13 protein-coding genes are annotated in these 13,382 nt (G+C 59.1%); 7 read left to right on the top strand and 6 right to left on the bottom strand.

What is annotated here, in order from left to right; translation table 11 throughout:
* Nucleotides 1-8 precede the first annotated feature (8 nt).
* Nucleotides 9-623: an NAD(P)H-dependent oxidoreductase gene (locus KP808_RS18220; protein WP_058408402.1), complete on the bottom strand. Its 615-nt coding sequence runs from the start codon at nucleotides 621-623 to the stop codon at nucleotides 9-11.
* Nucleotides 616-2,010 (bottom strand): class II fumarate hydratase, encoded by a 1,395-nt coding sequence (locus KP808_RS18215; protein ID WP_054096977.1) that lies wholly within the window; start codon nucleotides 2,008-2,010, stop codon nucleotides 616-618. The genes KP808_RS18220 and KP808_RS18215 overlap by 8 nt, the downstream gene beginning before the upstream one ends.
* A gap of 169 nt (nucleotides 2,011-2,179) precedes the next feature.
* Here KP808_RS18215 and KP808_RS18210 point away from each other — a divergent pair, with 169 nt between their 5' ends.
* The 7 genes from KP808_RS18210 to KP808_RS18180 all read left to right on the top strand — a co-directional run bounded on the left by KP808_RS18210 (nucleotide 2,180) and on the right by KP808_RS18180 (nucleotide 10,004).
* Nucleotides 2,180-2,707, top strand: a complete 528-nt coding sequence (locus KP808_RS18210; protein ID WP_230016614.1) for a DUF2059 domain-containing protein — start codon at nucleotides 2,180-2,182, stop codon at nucleotides 2,705-2,707.
* 21 nt (nucleotides 2,708-2,728) lie between these two features.
* Nucleotides 2,729-3,022 (top strand): BolA family protein, encoded by a 294-nt coding sequence (locus KP808_RS18205; protein WP_002554579.1) that lies wholly within the window; start codon nucleotides 2,729-2,731, stop codon nucleotides 3,020-3,022.
* A 187-nt stretch (nucleotides 3,023-3,209) separates the two neighbouring features.
* Nucleotides 3,210-4,148 (top strand): oxygen-dependent tRNA uridine(34) hydroxylase TrhO, encoded by a 939-nt coding sequence (trhO, locus tag KP808_RS18200; RefSeq protein ID WP_032701549.1) that lies wholly within the window; start codon nucleotides 3,210-3,212, stop codon nucleotides 4,146-4,148.
* A gap of 3 nt (nucleotides 4,149-4,151) precedes the next feature.
* A complete protein-coding gene (locus KP808_RS18195; protein WP_057403438.1) occupies nucleotides 4,152-4,784 on the top strand; it encodes a DsbA family protein in 633 nt (210 codons plus the stop codon).
* Nucleotides 4,777-6,603 carry an ABC transporter ATP-binding protein gene (locus KP808_RS18190; protein ID WP_230016613.1) on the top strand — a complete coding sequence of 609 codons (1,827 nt, stop codon included), beginning with the start codon at nucleotides 4,777-4,779 and terminating at the stop codon, nucleotides 6,601-6,603. The genes KP808_RS18195 and KP808_RS18190 overlap by 8 nt, the downstream gene beginning before the upstream one ends.
* A gap of 123 nt (nucleotides 6,604-6,726) precedes the next feature.
* Nucleotides 6,727-9,189 (top strand): EAL domain-containing protein, encoded by a 2,463-nt coding sequence (locus tag KP808_RS18185; RefSeq protein WP_057407809.1) that lies wholly within the window; start codon nucleotides 6,727-6,729, stop codon nucleotides 9,187-9,189.
* A gap of 29 nt (nucleotides 9,190-9,218) precedes the next feature.
* On the top strand, nucleotides 9,219-10,004 hold the full coding sequence (locus KP808_RS18180) for a TenA family transcriptional regulator (protein WP_058401266.1): 786 nt from the start codon (nucleotides 9,219-9,221) through the stop codon (nucleotides 10,002-10,004).
* A gap of 27 nt (nucleotides 10,005-10,031) precedes the next feature.
* Here KP808_RS18180 and KP808_RS18175 read toward each other — a convergent pair whose 3' ends face one another.
* The 4 genes from KP808_RS18175 to ubiG all read right to left on the bottom strand — a co-directional run bounded on the left by KP808_RS18175 (nucleotide 10,032) and on the right by ubiG (nucleotide 13,300).
* A complete protein-coding gene (locus tag KP808_RS18175; RefSeq protein ID WP_002554573.1) occupies nucleotides 10,032-10,958 on the bottom strand; it encodes a GGDEF domain-containing protein in 927 nt (308 codons plus the stop codon).
* A gap of 214 nt (nucleotides 10,959-11,172) precedes the next feature.
* Nucleotides 11,173-11,913 (bottom strand): YciK family oxidoreductase, encoded by a 741-nt coding sequence (locus KP808_RS18170; RefSeq protein ID WP_058408399.1) that lies wholly within the window; start codon nucleotides 11,911-11,913, stop codon nucleotides 11,173-11,175.
* Between the two features lie 13 nt (nucleotides 11,914-11,926).
* Nucleotides 11,927-12,598 (bottom strand): N-acetylmuramic acid 6-phosphate phosphatase MupP, encoded by a 672-nt coding sequence (mupP, locus tag KP808_RS18165; protein WP_230016612.1) that lies wholly within the window; start codon nucleotides 12,596-12,598, stop codon nucleotides 11,927-11,929.
* Between the two features lie 3 nt (nucleotides 12,599-12,601).
* Complete coding sequence (ubiG, locus tag KP808_RS18160; RefSeq protein WP_002554570.1) at nucleotides 12,602-13,300, bottom strand: bifunctional 2-polyprenyl-6-hydroxyphenol methylase/3-demethylubiquinol 3-O-methyltransferase UbiG; 699 nt, start codon at nucleotides 13,298-13,300, stop codon at nucleotides 12,602-12,604.
* Between the last annotated feature and the right edge of the window lie 82 nt (nucleotides 13,301-13,382).

Raw genomic sequence — 13,382 nt, 5'->3', positions numbered from 1 at the left:
CGAACAGGTCAGCGCTTGCCCAGTGCCTGTGCCTGTAGAATCCATTCCTGGCGTTGCTGTTCGCTGGCGCTATGCACCGGGGCAAATTCGCTAAGGCGTTTGGTCTTTATCCCGCAAAAGCCCAATATCGTCCGCACCATCTGCCGGTGAGCCGGCGCGCCGTAAATCCAGTGAAAGTAGCGTGGCGGCGTGTCCATGGTGACCAGCAGCTCCGCCGTCCGTCCTCGGAGCAGCTCATTGGAGGATTGCTTGCGGCCGTGAGTTTTGAACGCAAAACCGGGCGTCAGTACCCGGTCGAAAAAGCCCGTCAGTAGCGCCGGCAAGCCGCCCCACCAGACCGGATAAACGAATACCAGATGCTCGGCCCAGTGAATCTGGCGCTGGGCTTCGAGCAGGTCCGGTTCAAGTGTCTGGGTCTGATCGTAGCCATTGTGCAGAATGGGGTCGAAATCCAGCTCACCCAGCTTGAGTTCCCGCACCACATGCCCTTCACTGCGCGCAGCCTGTGCATAGGCTTCGCCCAGGGCGTGGCAGAGACTGATGGCTTTCGGCGTACCGTAAACCATCAGAATCCGTTTGCCGTTACCTTCCAGTGGCGTTGCGCCGCTTCTGGCATCAGCCATTACTGCCTGCCTCGAGCATTTTGTCCGGACGCACCCAGGCGTCGAACTCCTCATCGGTCAGATAACCCAGCGCCAACGCGGCTTCGCGCAGGGTCAGCCCCTCGGTGTAGGCTTTCTTGGCAATCTGCGCCGACTTGTCATAGCCGATATGCGGATTAAGTGCAGTAACCAGCATCAGTCCGCGCTCGAGGTGCTCAGCCATTTTTTCAGCATCCGGCTCCATGCCTGCAATGCAGTGCTCGTTGAAATTGCTGCAGCCATCGGCCAGCAGGCGAATCGACTGCAGCACATTGTGAATGATCACCGGTTTGTAGACGTTGAGTTGCAGGTGGCCCTGGCTGGCGGCAAAGCCGATGGTCACGTCGTTGCCCATGACCTGGCAGGCCAGCATCGACAAGGCCTCGCACTGGGTCGGGTTGACCTTGCCGGGCATGATCGAACTGCCGGGCTCGTTGGCGGGCAGTCTGACTTCGGCCAGCCCGGCACGCGGGCCGGAGCCCAGCAGACGCAGGTCGTTGGCGATTTTCATCAGGGTTCCGGCCAGGGTCTTCAATGCGCCGGAAAGCGCTGCAAGCGGCTCGTGACCGGCCAGTGCGGCGAACTTGTTGGGCGCAGTGACGAACGGCAGCCCGGACAGTGCAGCCAGCTCTGCTGCAATGGCCTCGGCAAAGCCTTTCGGTGAGTTGAGCCCGGTACCGACCGCAGTACCGCCCTGGGCCAGCTCATAGACGGCGGGCAGCGCAGCGCGAATGGCCTTTTCTGCGTAATCCAGTTGCGCGACGAACCCCGAAAGCTCCTGGCCAAAGGTGATAGGGGTCGCATCCATCATGTGCGTGCGCCCGGTCTTGACCAGTTTCATGTGTCGCGCAGCCTGCTCGGCCAGTCCGCTGGAAAGCTCGGCGATGGCTGGCAGCAGCTGTGCCTTGACCGCCTGAGCAGTGGCGATGTGCATGGCGGTCGGGAAGCAGTCATTGGAGCTTTGCGAGCGATTGACGTGATCGTTGGGGTGGACCGGCGATTTGCCGCCACGGCCTTGGCCAGCCAGTTCGTTGGCCCGGCCTGCGATCACTTCGTTGACGTTCATGTTGCTTTGCGTGCCACTGCCGGTCTGCCAGACCACCAGCGGGAATTGCGCGTCGTGCTGACCGTCGAGCACCTCATCGGCAGCCTGTTCGATCAGGCGGGCAATGTCGGCGGGCAGGTCGCCGTTACGGTCGTTGACGCGTGCCGCGGCTTTCTTGATCAGGGTCAGCGCGTGCAGAACGGGCAAAGGCATTCGCTGGTCGCCAATCGCAAAATTGATCAGTGAGCGTTGGGTCTGCGCGCCCCAGTAGGCATCTTCGGGGACTTCGATCGGGCCAATGCTGTCGGTTTCGGTGCGGCTCACTGTTCTTACTCCTTTAAGTGCGTTGCAGGGTTAGGTGTCCATATGCCGACAGGGTTCCCGCGCAGTGCTTTTTAACCGCTGGGTGAACCGGGGGTTGAGCCAAAAGCCCAGATAAGCGCAGAATGGTCGGCCCTGGGGTAATGCCTCGTTTGCTAGATAAGGAAACTCGATGACCCGTCTTCGTGCCATTTGTACCGCGGTAGCCCTGGTCTGTGCCAGCGGCCAGGTCTTCGCCGACACCGCCAGTCACAACGCGAGCGCCGAAACGTTCCTGAAGCTTGCCAACGCCGATCGCTTGGGCGCTCCGGTCTATGCACAGGTTCAGCAGATGTTCGCCCAGCGTTTTGCTGAAACCAAGGCACCTGCATCGAAAAAAGCCCTGCTTGAAACCTATCAGGCCAAAGCCAACACGGCTCTGGACCAGGCCATTGGCTGGAACAAGCTCAAGCCTGAGATGGTCAAGCTGTACACCGCCAATTTCACTGAAAGCGAGCTGAAGGACCTGGTTGCGTTCTACCAGTCTCCGCTGGGCAAGAAAGTGATGACCAAAATGCCTGAGCTGGCTCAGCAATCGGCTCAACTGACCCAGAGCAAACTGGAAGGCGCAGTGCCGGTCGTCAACAAGCTTCTGGCTGACATGACTGCCGAACTGGAACCTGCCAAGGCAGCCGCTCCAGCTCCTGCCAAAAAGCCCTGACAGGCGATTGCTGCCATGACCATGACCATGCAACAACGAATCGAGTCGGCGCTTGCGCTGCTGCAACCGCACCATCTGCAAGTGCTCGACGAGAGCCACATGCACAGTCGTGGTCAGCAGACCCATTACAAGGCTGTTCTGGTCAGTGATCAGTTTCAGGGCCTGAATTCGGTCAAGCGGCACCAGAAGGTTTACGCCACGCTGGGTGCCCTGATGGGCGAGTTTCATGCGCTGGCGTTGCACACCTACACGCCCGAAGAATGGTCGAAGGTCGGTGCAGCGCCTGCTTCACCGACTTGCGCTGGCGGTCACTGATCAGGCTTTTTGGCTGATTTGCGCCCTTTTACCGGGGCGATTGATCCGCTGACCTGCCTGCTGCACTCCGGCTTTTGCTAGAATCCGCACCGCGCCGCCTGGCCGGTGCGTTTTTTTGTCCGCACATTTTTACCCGGTAGGCCCTTTGCGAGGGTCGCCACTGGAGAGATACATGACTCAAGAGCCGATGACTCAGCCGATCGTCGTAGCTGCGCTATACAAGTTCGTGACCCTCAGCGATTACGTGGCATTGCGCGAGCCGCTGTTGCAGGCGATGGTCGACAACGGCATCAAGGGCACGCTGTTGATCGCCGATGAAGGCATCAACGGTACGGTGTCCGGCAGCCGCGAAGGCATTGACGGCCTGATGGCCTGGTTGAAGAGCGATCCGCGTCTGATCGACATCGACCACAAGGAATCCTACTGCGACGAGCAGCCGTTCTATCGCACCAAGGTCAAGCTCAAGAAAGAGATCGTGACCCTGGGCGTAGAGGGTGTCGACCCCAACAAGAGCGTCGGTACGTACGTCGAGCCCAAGGATTGGAACGAGCTGATCACTGATCCTGAAGTGCTATTGATCGATACCCGCAACGACTACGAAGTCTCGATTGGCACCTTCGAGGGCGCCATCGATCCGAAGACCACGTCCTTTCGCGAGTTTCCGGAGTACATCAAGGCGCATTTCGACCCGGCGGTGCACAAGAAGGTCGCCATGTTCTGCACCGGTGGCATTCGCTGCGAAAAAGCTTCCAGTTACATGCTGGGCGAAGGTTTTGAAGAGGTCTATCACCTCAAGGGCGGGATTCTCAAATACCTGGAAGAGGTCCCTGAGCAGGAAAGTCAGTGGCGCGGCGAGTGTTTCGTGTTCGACAACCGGGTCACGGTGCGCCACGACCTGACCGAAGGCGACTACGACCAGTGCCATGCCTGCCGTACGCCGATCAGTGCCGAGGATCGCGCCAGCGAGCATTACTCACCGGGTGTCAGCTGCCCGCATTGTTGGGATTCGCTGAGCGAGAAGACTCGCCGCAGCGCCATCGACCGGCAAAAACAGATCGAACTGGCCAAGGCACGTAACCAGCCCCATCCGATTGGTCGTAACTATCGTCTACCCTCCGAGGCCTGAGCCATGTCTGCCCGCCTGATCTATGTCATGGACCCTATGTGTTCGTGGTGCTGGGGCTTCGCTCCGGTTGCCGACGCATTGGTGCAACAGGCTCGGGCGGCGGGTGTGCCGCTGCATCTGGTCATGGGCGGTCTGCGCTCTGAGGGTGCAGCGCTGGAACCGGCCAAGCGTCGTTACATTCTTGAGCATTGGCAGGCGGTCGAAGAGGCCACCGGCCAGCCGTTTCTTCGCGACGGTGCGCTGCCGGAAGGGTTTGTCTACGACACCACGCCTGCCTGTCTGGCCGTCACTGCGGCGCGGCAGTTGGACCCGGACCGCGCCTGGGAACTGGTCGGGCTGATTCAGCGGGCTTTCTACGGCGAAGGCCGTGACGTAACCCGCCCTTCATTGCTGGCCGAGCTGGCCGAGCAGACGGGGTTGTCGCGTCAGGCATTTGCCGATGAATTCGAGAGTAAGGAGCGGCAAGCTGCCACGGCCGCTGATTTCGCCTGGGCGCAGGATCTGGGCATCGCCGGCTTTCCGACTCTGCTTGCCGAGCGCAACGGCCAGCTGGCGCTGTTGACCAACGGTTATCAGCCGTTGAGCAGCCTTTCGCCCTTGCTGGGTCGATGGCTGGAGCGTGCAGCCAGTGCGTGATGAATCGCCCGAGGCCGCCCGACAGTCGCACGCCCCGCATGGCGATGCGTTGAGTTGGGCCGAGATCCGTCGTCTTGCATTGCGGCACAAAAAAGCCCTGTGGCTGGCCAATGGTGTCGCGGTTCTGGCGACGTTGTGCAGCGTGCCGATCCCGTTGTTGCTGCCGTTGCTGGTTGACGAAGTGTTGTTGGGGCGCGGCGATGCGGCACTGAAAGTCATGAATCACTTGCTGCCTGATGGCCTGCAAAAGGCTGCGGGCTACATCGGCCTGATGCTCTTGCTGACCCTGGTGTTGCGTGTCGGGGCGCTGGTGTTCAACGTTCTGCAGGCGCGGCTGTTTGCCGGGCTGGCCAAGGACATCGTCTACCGTATCCGGCTACGTCTGATCGAACGGCTCAAGCGTATTTCCCTGCGTGAATACGAAAGCCTGGGCAGCGGCACGGTGACCACGCATCTGGTGACCGATCTGGACACGCTGGACAAGTTTGTCGGCGAAACCCTCAGTCGGCTGCTGGTAGCCACGCTGACCCTGGCAGGCACGGCGGGCATTCTGATGTGGATGCACTGGAAGCTGGCGCTGTTGATCATGCTGTTCAACCCGCTGGTGATTCTGCTCACGGTGAAGCTGGGCAAGCGCGTCAAGCACCTCAAAAAGCTGGAGAACGACAGCACGTCGCGTTTTACCCAGGCGTTGAGCGAAACGCTCGATGCAATTCAGGAAGTCAGGGCGGGTAATCGACAGGGTTTCTTCCTTGGCCGCCTGGGCGTGCGGGCGCAGGAAGTGCGGGATTACGCCACCAATTCGCAATGGAAAAGCGACGCCTCGGGGCGTGCCAGCGGGCTGCTGTTCCAGTTCGGTATCGATATCTTTCGCGCCGCAGCGATGCTCACGGTGCTGTTCTCGGACCTGTCGATCGGGCAGATGCTCGCAGTGTTCAGCTACCTGTGGTTCATGATGACGCCGGTGGAGCAACTGTTGAATCTGCAATATGCCTACTACGCGGCGGGTGGTGCTCTGACGCGCATCAACGAGCTGCTGGCGCGTGCCGACGAGCCGCAATATGCCGGCGGTACTGATCCATTCGAAGGTAAGGAAACCGTAGGGGTCGAAGTGCGTGGCCTGACTTTCGGCTATGGCGAAGACCTGGTGCTGGACCAGCTGAACCTGAGCATCGCGCCGGGTGAAAAAGTCGCTATCGTCGGGGCCAGTGGTGGTGGCAAGAGCACCTTGGTGCAGTTGCTGCTGGGCCTGTATACGGCCCGCACCGGAGTGATCCGTTTTGGCGGCGTCAGTCAGCAGGATATCGGTCTGGACACGGTGCGTGAGAACGTTGCCGTGGTGCTGCAGCATCCCGCCCTGTTCAACGACACGGTGCGTGCCAACCTGACCATGGGTCGTGACTGCAGCGACGAAGCCTGCTGGCGTGCGCTGGAAGTTGCGCAACTGGAGTCAGCCATTCGCGATCTGCCGCAAGGGCTGGACAGCGTGGTAGGGCGCTCCGGGGTCAGAATGTCGGGGGGGCAGCGTCAGCGCATGGCCATCGCGCGCATGGTGTTGTCCGACCCCAAAGTGGTTATTCTCGATGAAGCGACCTCGGCGCTGGATGCGGCTACCGAGTACAACCTGCATCAGGCCCTCGCCCGTTTTCTGCGTAGCCGCACAACGCTGATCATCGCTCACCGCTTGTCGGCCGTGAAGCAGGCTGACCGGGTTCTGGTGTTTGATGGCGGGCGGATTGTCGAAGACGGTGGACATCAACAGTTGATTGCCGATGGAGGTCTTTACGCAAAGTTGTACGGACACTTGCAACAAATCTGATGTGCGATGCTTCGATCAGCGCACAGGTTGGCTCGATTGCGGGAGAATCACCTGCCATCATTCACGAATCTAGCCTAGTCTCTGCGCTAGACGTTTATTCAGGCATGTGGTGAGGTGAAACCCATGAAACAACCATGGACCTTCTCCAAGCCCCGTCTGTTGGGCATCGTATGGCCATTCATTGCCGTCGCGCTGTTTCAGGCGTTGCTGGGGTGTGTCAGCCTCTACACCATGTCTGCGGTGCGCAGCTATGTGGCGGGCGAGAGTCTCTGGTCCAAGGGCCAGAAAGATGCCATCCATTACCTGAGCCTATACGCCATCACGCATGATGAGCGTGACTATCTGAAGTATCAGAACGCCTTTTCCGTCCCTCAGGGTGGCCACGCCTTGCGCAAGGCGCTCGATCAGCCCATTCCGTCCATGGCAGATGCCAGGGCCGGGATCATCCAGGGCGGCAATCACCCCGATGACGCTAATGGCATCATCTGGATGTACCTGAACTTCCATAACTTCAGTTTCATGAAGCAGGCCATTCACTTTTGGGAGGTGGGTGATGGCTACCTCATGCAACTCAATGAGCTTGCCCGGCATATTCACGACCGGGTCGGTGAGGGCGGCGTATCTGCCGCCGAGGTCAATCAGTGGCGAGTGCAGATCAATGTCATCAATGAAGGGGTAACGCCCGCAGCACGGGCGTTCAGTGATGCGCTGGGCGAGGGGTCCAGGTTTATCCTCAACCTGCTGATTGCGGTCAATCTGGTCACCGCCGTTTTACTGATTCTTCTGGCGCTGCTGCGTGTGCGTCGTCTGATTGTCCAGCGGCGCGTGTTTGCTGATGCCCTGCAACTTGAGAAAGAGCGCGCCCAGACTACCCTGGAGTCCATCGGCGACGGGGTGATCACCATCGACGTGGCCGGGGCCATTGTCTATATGAACCCTGCAGCCGAGGGCCTGACGCACTGGAAAAGCACCCAGGCCAGCGGGCTACCGCTGACAGCGCTGTTCAATCTGCTGGATGAAAACGATCAGAAGGACACGTCGACGCTGGTCGAACAGATCGTTACCGGCAAGCTCAAGGGCGGCAGCGCCAACAGCAAGCTTATCCAGCGGCTGGATGGCAGTACGGTCTCGGTAGCGCTGGTCGGTACGCCGATCTACAACGAAGGCGTGGTCAGTGGGGCGGTGCTGGTGCTGCATGACATGACACAGGAGCGTCAGTACATCGCCGATCTGTCATGGCAGGCCGCTCATGATCCGCTGACCGGGCTGGTTAATCGCAGTGAATTCGAGCACCGCCTGCAGCGGGTACTGGATACTGTTGACGGTCAGGCAGGCAGCCATTGCCTGATGTTTCTTGACCTTGACCAGTTCAAGCTGGTCAATGACACCGGTGGTCATGCGGCGGGCGATGAGCTGCTGCGCCAGCTTTGCCGGGCACTGCCGCAGGGCTTGCGTGACGGTGACACACTGGCCCGGCTGGGAGGTGACGAGTTCGGCGTGTTGCTGGTCGATTGCCCCGCCGACACGGCCCTCGATATAGCCGAGGCGCTGCGCGAGATCGTGCAGACCCTGCATTTCATGTGGAAAGGTCGGCCATTCATGACTACCGTAAGTATTGGTCTGGTGCAGCTTGGCGATACACCCGCCACGCTTGAGGGGTCGTTGTCTGCTGCCGACATGGCCTGTTATATGGCCAAGGAGAGGGGCCGCAACCGGGTTCAGGTCTACAGTGTTGATGACCTGACCCTGTCGATGCGTTTCGGCGAGATGGCCTGGATACAGCGTCTGCACATGGCAATGGATGAAAATCGCTTTTGCCTTTATGCGCAGGAAATCGCGTCGATCAAAGGTGAAGGCGACGAGGTGCGGCACATTGAAATTCTTCTGCGCCTGCGTGACGAGTCCGGACGAATGGTGGTTCCGGACAACTTTATCCCGGCTGCCGAGCGCTACGGCCTTATGACTACGCTGGATCGCTGGGTGGTGCACAATGTCTTCAAAGTGATCGCCCAATGCCAGAGTGATGATCGGCATCAGGTGCCACAGGCGCTATGTGCTATAAATTTATCCGGTTCAAGTATCGGAGATGATACGTTTCTCGAATACCTGAAGCAGCAGTTCAAGGCGTTTGCCGTATCGCCTGGAATGATCTGTTTCGAGATCACTGAAACCAGTGCCATTGCAGACCTGGACAGCGCAATTCGCTTTATCAACGAGTTGAAAGGGCTGGGCTGTCAGTTTTCCCTTGATGACTTCTGTTCGGGCATGTCGTCCTTTGCCTACCTCAAACACTTGCCTGTGGATTATCTGAAGATCGATGGCAGTTTTGTAAAGGACATGCTCGACAATCCGATCAACAAGGCTATGGTCGAGGTCATCAACAATATTGGTCATGTGATGGGCAAGCGCACCATTGCCGAGTACGTAGAAACGCCGCAGATAGAGTTTGCGTTGCAGGAAATGGGCGTGGATTTTGCACAAGGGTATCTGATAGCACGCCCTGAATTGTTCACTTGCGAGAGTCTTTACATTCAGCCCGTACGGCCTGACCCCCTGATGTTCGGCGCGCCAGGAACGCTACGTTAATCAGTTGAAACCCTATAAGGAGATACCCAGTGATCGACACTTTCGAGAGAACCGGTCCGCTCATGGAAGCCAGCAGTTATCCGGCCTGGGCGCAGCAGTTGATCAAGGATTGCAGCGCTGCAAAGGCACGGGTGGTCGAGCACGAGTTGTACCAGCAGATGCGTGATGCAAAGCTGAGCCCGCAGATCATGCGCCATTACCTGATCGGCGGTTGGCCGGTTGTCGAGCAGTTCGCGGTGTACATGGCCAAGAACCTCACCAAGACCCGCTTTGGTCGTCATCCCGGCGAAGACATGGCGCGCCGCTGGCTGATGCGCAATATTCGCGTCGAACTCAATCATGCCGACTACTGGGTGAACTGGTGTGCGGCGCACGACGTGACGCTTGAAGATCTCCACGATCAACGAGTTGCGCCTGAGCTGCATGCACTGAGCCACTGGTGCTGGCAGACCAGCTCTTCGGATTCACTGGCTGTTGCGATGGCGGCCACCAACTATGCCATTGAAGGGGCAACGGGCGAGTGGTCGGCAGTGGTCTGCTCCAATGGGGTCTACGCCGAAGCATTCCCTGAAGAAACCCGCAAGAAAGCCATGAAGTGGCTCAAGATGCATGCACAGTACGACGACGCGCACCCTTGGGAGGCGCTCGAGATCATTTGCACACTGGTGGGTAACAAGCCGAGCCTGCAGCTGCAGGCCGAGCTGCGTCAGGCTGTTACCAAGAGCTACGATTACATGCATTTGTTCCTTGAACGCTGCATGCAGCTGGACAAGGTCAAGCCTGCGCGTGGGCGTGTTGCCGCGCTGGAAGTGTAGAGGCAGGGCGAGAGAGGCAGAAAAGTGCTAGCTGGCCATGGCGAGTCGGTTGCGACCTTCGCGCTTGGCGACATACAGAGCGTTGTCTGCCCTGCGCAGCAGGCTGTCGGCGGTTTCTGCCGGCAGCAGTGTCGAGCATCCCAGGCTGACAGTCATGGTCAGTGCCGGGTCTAGCTCGCGAAACTCGAGGTTCCGCACGGCCTGGCGCAGGCGTTCGCCGATCAGTTCAGCCGAGCTGGCTCCGGTGTTGGAAAGAATCACCACGAACTCTTCGCCGCCGTAGCGGAACACACGATCAATATTGCGCAGTTGCGCTTTCAGGCTTTGCGCAACGGTTTTCAGTACATCATCGCCAGTATGATGGCCGTACTCGTCGTTCACTTTCTTGAAATGATCGATATCCAGCATCAGCAATGAAAGCGGTTGCTTGTGACGACGCGATATCTCTATCTCGCGAGCCAGGCCCTGATCCATTGCGATACGGTTACCGGTACTGGTCAAAGGGTCGCGCAACGCCGTCTGTGTAGCGATGCGATAGAGCAGTGCATTCAGTAGCGGATAGACCAGACAGACCAGCAGCGATTCAAGGTCGCTCAGCTGCCGGGTATCAAATGGCTTGGCGCCTTGAAACTCCAGCTCACCGATGCACTTGCCCTCGTGACGCAGGTGAAAAGTGGCGCTGTCGGATGACATCTCGCCCAGACGCAGATTCAGGTCACTTTCGATATGTCGATAGGCCAGGCCGCTCAATGGCAGGAACCGTTGCACACCCTGAAAAAACAGGGTCAGTATCCGCTCGGCTTCCAGGCTGGTCTGCAATTGTCGCCCAAGCTGATAAACCAGCTCGGGCAGTGACGGGGGTGGAAGTATGGCGTCGGGTCGATTTCGAAAACCCAGGCGTTGCAGTTCAGCCGTATCGAAATCGATTGCATGGGTCTGGGTAGGAAAATTCATCTCTTCGCTCCTCAGCACATATTGCTGGCTTGGCTGGGTTAGAGGGGATGTCGTGCCATTCGGTTCATTTTTGCCCGGACTTATTAAAATCAGTGGTTTAGCTGACGCCATCTCTCTGACAGTGAGGGCGAGTCGGCAATTCCTTGACTTAAAATGCCGCTAAAAACGCCTGCCGTGACAGTTTTCCGTCACGGCAATGTCTGGTTATTTTTGCTCACTGAGCATTCAGCGCCTGCCCGTTTATGCCCTTACTGTCCGGCCCCATCAAGTACAGGTAGACCGGCATGATGTCTTCGGGCGCGGGATTATTCTGCGGGTTTTCGTCAGGGTAGGCCTGCGCACGCATGCCGGTGCGGGTAGCACCCGGGTTGATGCTGTTGGCTCGCACGCTGGTAACGCCTTCAAGCTCGTCGGCGAGGGTTTGCATCAGGCCTTCGGTAGCAAATTTCGACACCCCGTACGCGCCCCATTGTGCGCGACCCTTGCGGCCCACGCTGCTGGAGGTGAAGGCTATCGATGCATCCGTTGAACGCTGAAGCAGCGGCAGTAGTGCCTGGGTGAGCATGAAGGTGGCATTGACGTTGACGTGCATGACCTGCATGAAGTCTTCGCCTGGCAGGTGTTCCACGGAAGTGCGCGGGCCGATGATCGAGGCGTTGTGCAGCAGCCCGTCAAGACGGCCGACTTTGCGCTCGATCATGGTCGCCAGGTCGTGATACTGCGCGGGGTCGGTGCTTTCCAGGTCGAAGGGTATGACCAACGGCAGCAGATGACCTGCTGCCTGTATCTCGTCATGGACCTGAGCCAGGCTGGCTTCAGTCCTGCCCAGCAGCAGAACAGTCGCGCCGTGGGCAGCGTAGGTTTTTGCGGCTGCAGCACCGATGCCGCGAGCGGCACCGGTGACTAGAATGATCCGGCCCTTGAGCAGTTCCGGGTGCGCGGAGTAGTCAAACATGTAAAAACCTCGTTCAGCAGCTGCACAGTGCGTTATCCAGCACCTTGCGCAGTTCCAGCGGATGATCGACCACCACGTCGGCACCCCAGTGATCGGGGTTGTCGTCGGGGTGGATATAGCCGTAGCGCACGGCAGCGGTCTTGGTGCCTGCGTCGCGACCGGACTCTATGTCGCGCAGATCGTCGCCTACGAACAGGACGCTGGCCGGGTCGAGGTCGAGCATCTTGCAGGCCAGAATCATCGGCTCGGGGTGCGGCTTGCTGTGCGTGACATGGTCAGGGCAGACCAGTACGGCGGAGCGTTCGGCCAGGCCGAGTTGTTCCATGATCGGCTGAGCAAAACGCACCGGCTTGTTTGTCACCACGCCCCAGATCAGGCCGGCCTTCTCGATGTCGGCCAGCAACTCGGCCATGCCATCGAACAGCCTGCTGTGGACGGCGCAGTCACGCTGATAGCGCTCCAGAAACTCGAGGCGCAATGCTTCGAATTGCGGCGCTTGCGGCGACATTGCGAAGGCCGCTGCCACCATGGTCCTGGCACCCCCTGAAACTTCATCGCGGATCAGTTTTTCCGGTACCGGGGGAAGGCTGCGGTCAGCCAGCATCGCCTGAGCAATGGCGATGAAGTCCGGTGCGGTGTCGAGCAGGGTGCCGTCCATGTCGAATAAAACCGCTCTCAAACGCATCTCTCACGCCTCCCGCAGGGTCTGGATCATGTAGTTGACGTCGACGTCGGAGGCCAGCTTGTAATGCTTGGTCAGCGGGTTGTAGGTCAGGCCGATGATGTCCTTGACCTGCAAGCCTGCATCGCGGCTCCAGGCACCCAGCTCGGAAGGGCGGATGAATTTTTTGAAGTCGTGAGTCCCGCGCGGCAGCAGGTTGAGGATGTACTCGGCACCGACCACGGCGAACAGATAAGCTTTCGGGTTGCGGTTGATGGTCGAGAAAAACACCTGACCGCCCGGCTTGACCATGCGGTAGCAGGCACGGATCACCGACGATGGGTCCGGTACGTGCTCAAGCATTTCCAGGCACGTCACCACATCGAACTGCTCGGGCATCTCTTCGGCCATGTCCTCGGCGGTAATCTGCCGATATTCGACGCTGACGCCTGATTCAAGCTGATGCAGCTGTGCAACGGCCAGCGGCGCTTCGCCCATGTCGATGCCGGTGACTGTTGCGCCGCGCAGGGCCATCGCCTCACTCAGAATGCCGCCGCCGCAGCCGACGTCCAGTACTTTCTTGCCTGCCAGACCGACACGCTCGTCGATCCAGTTGACGCGCAGCGGGTTGATGTCATGCAGCGGCTTGAATTCGCTTTCGCGGTCCCACCAGCGATGGGCCAGGGCCTCGAATTTGGCGATTTCTGCGCGGTCGACGTTGCTCATGGGTGTCCCTCTTGAACTCAAAATTCTTTTTCATCAGTCAGGCTTATAGATAAGCCTGACTGGCATGTGTTCGGTCCGAATC

It is taken from the genome of Pseudomonas savastanoi (genome assembly GCF_020917325.1).
Lineage (GTDB): Bacteria > Pseudomonadota > Gammaproteobacteria > Pseudomonadales > Pseudomonadaceae > Aquipseudomonas > Aquipseudomonas amygdali.
Note: the sequence above shows the minus strand (reverse complement) of the source record. Positions and strands in the feature narration are given on the sequence as shown.

Excerpts from the sequence above, each read along its gene's own strand:
- mupP (WP_230016612.1), bottom strand. The coding sequence starts at position 12,598 with ATGCGTTTGAGAGCGGTTTTATTCGACATGGACGGCACCCTGCTCGAC.
- KP808_RS18195 (WP_057403438.1), top strand. The coding sequence starts at position 4,152 with ATGTCTGCCCGCCTGATCTATGTCATGGACCCTATGTGTTCGTGGTGC.
- KP808_RS18220 (WP_058408402.1), bottom strand. The coding sequence starts at position 623 with ATGGCTGATGCCAGAAGCGGCGCAACGCCACTGGAAGGTAACGGCAAA.
- KP808_RS18175 (WP_002554573.1), bottom strand. The coding sequence starts at position 10,958 with ATGAATTTTCCTACCCAGACCCATGCAATCGATTTCGATACGGCTGAA.
- trhO (WP_032701549.1), top strand. The coding sequence starts at position 3,210 with ATGACTCAGCCGATCGTCGTAGCTGCGCTATACAAGTTCGTGACCCTC.
- ubiG (WP_002554570.1), bottom strand. The coding sequence starts at position 13,300 with ATGAGCAACGTCGACCGCGCAGAAATCGCCAAATTCGAGGCCCTGGCC.
- KP808_RS18205 (WP_002554579.1), top strand. The coding sequence starts at position 2,729 with ATGACCATGCAACAACGAATCGAGTCGGCGCTTGCGCTGCTGCAACCG.
- KP808_RS18170 (WP_058408399.1), bottom strand. The coding sequence starts at position 11,913 with ATGTTTGACTACTCCGCGCACCCGGAACTGCTCAAGGGCCGGATCATT.
- KP808_RS18210 (WP_230016614.1), top strand. The coding sequence starts at position 2,180 with ATGACCCGTCTTCGTGCCATTTGTACCGCGGTAGCCCTGGTCTGTGCC.
- KP808_RS18185 (WP_057407809.1), top strand. The coding sequence starts at position 6,727 with ATGAAACAACCATGGACCTTCTCCAAGCCCCGTCTGTTGGGCATCGTA.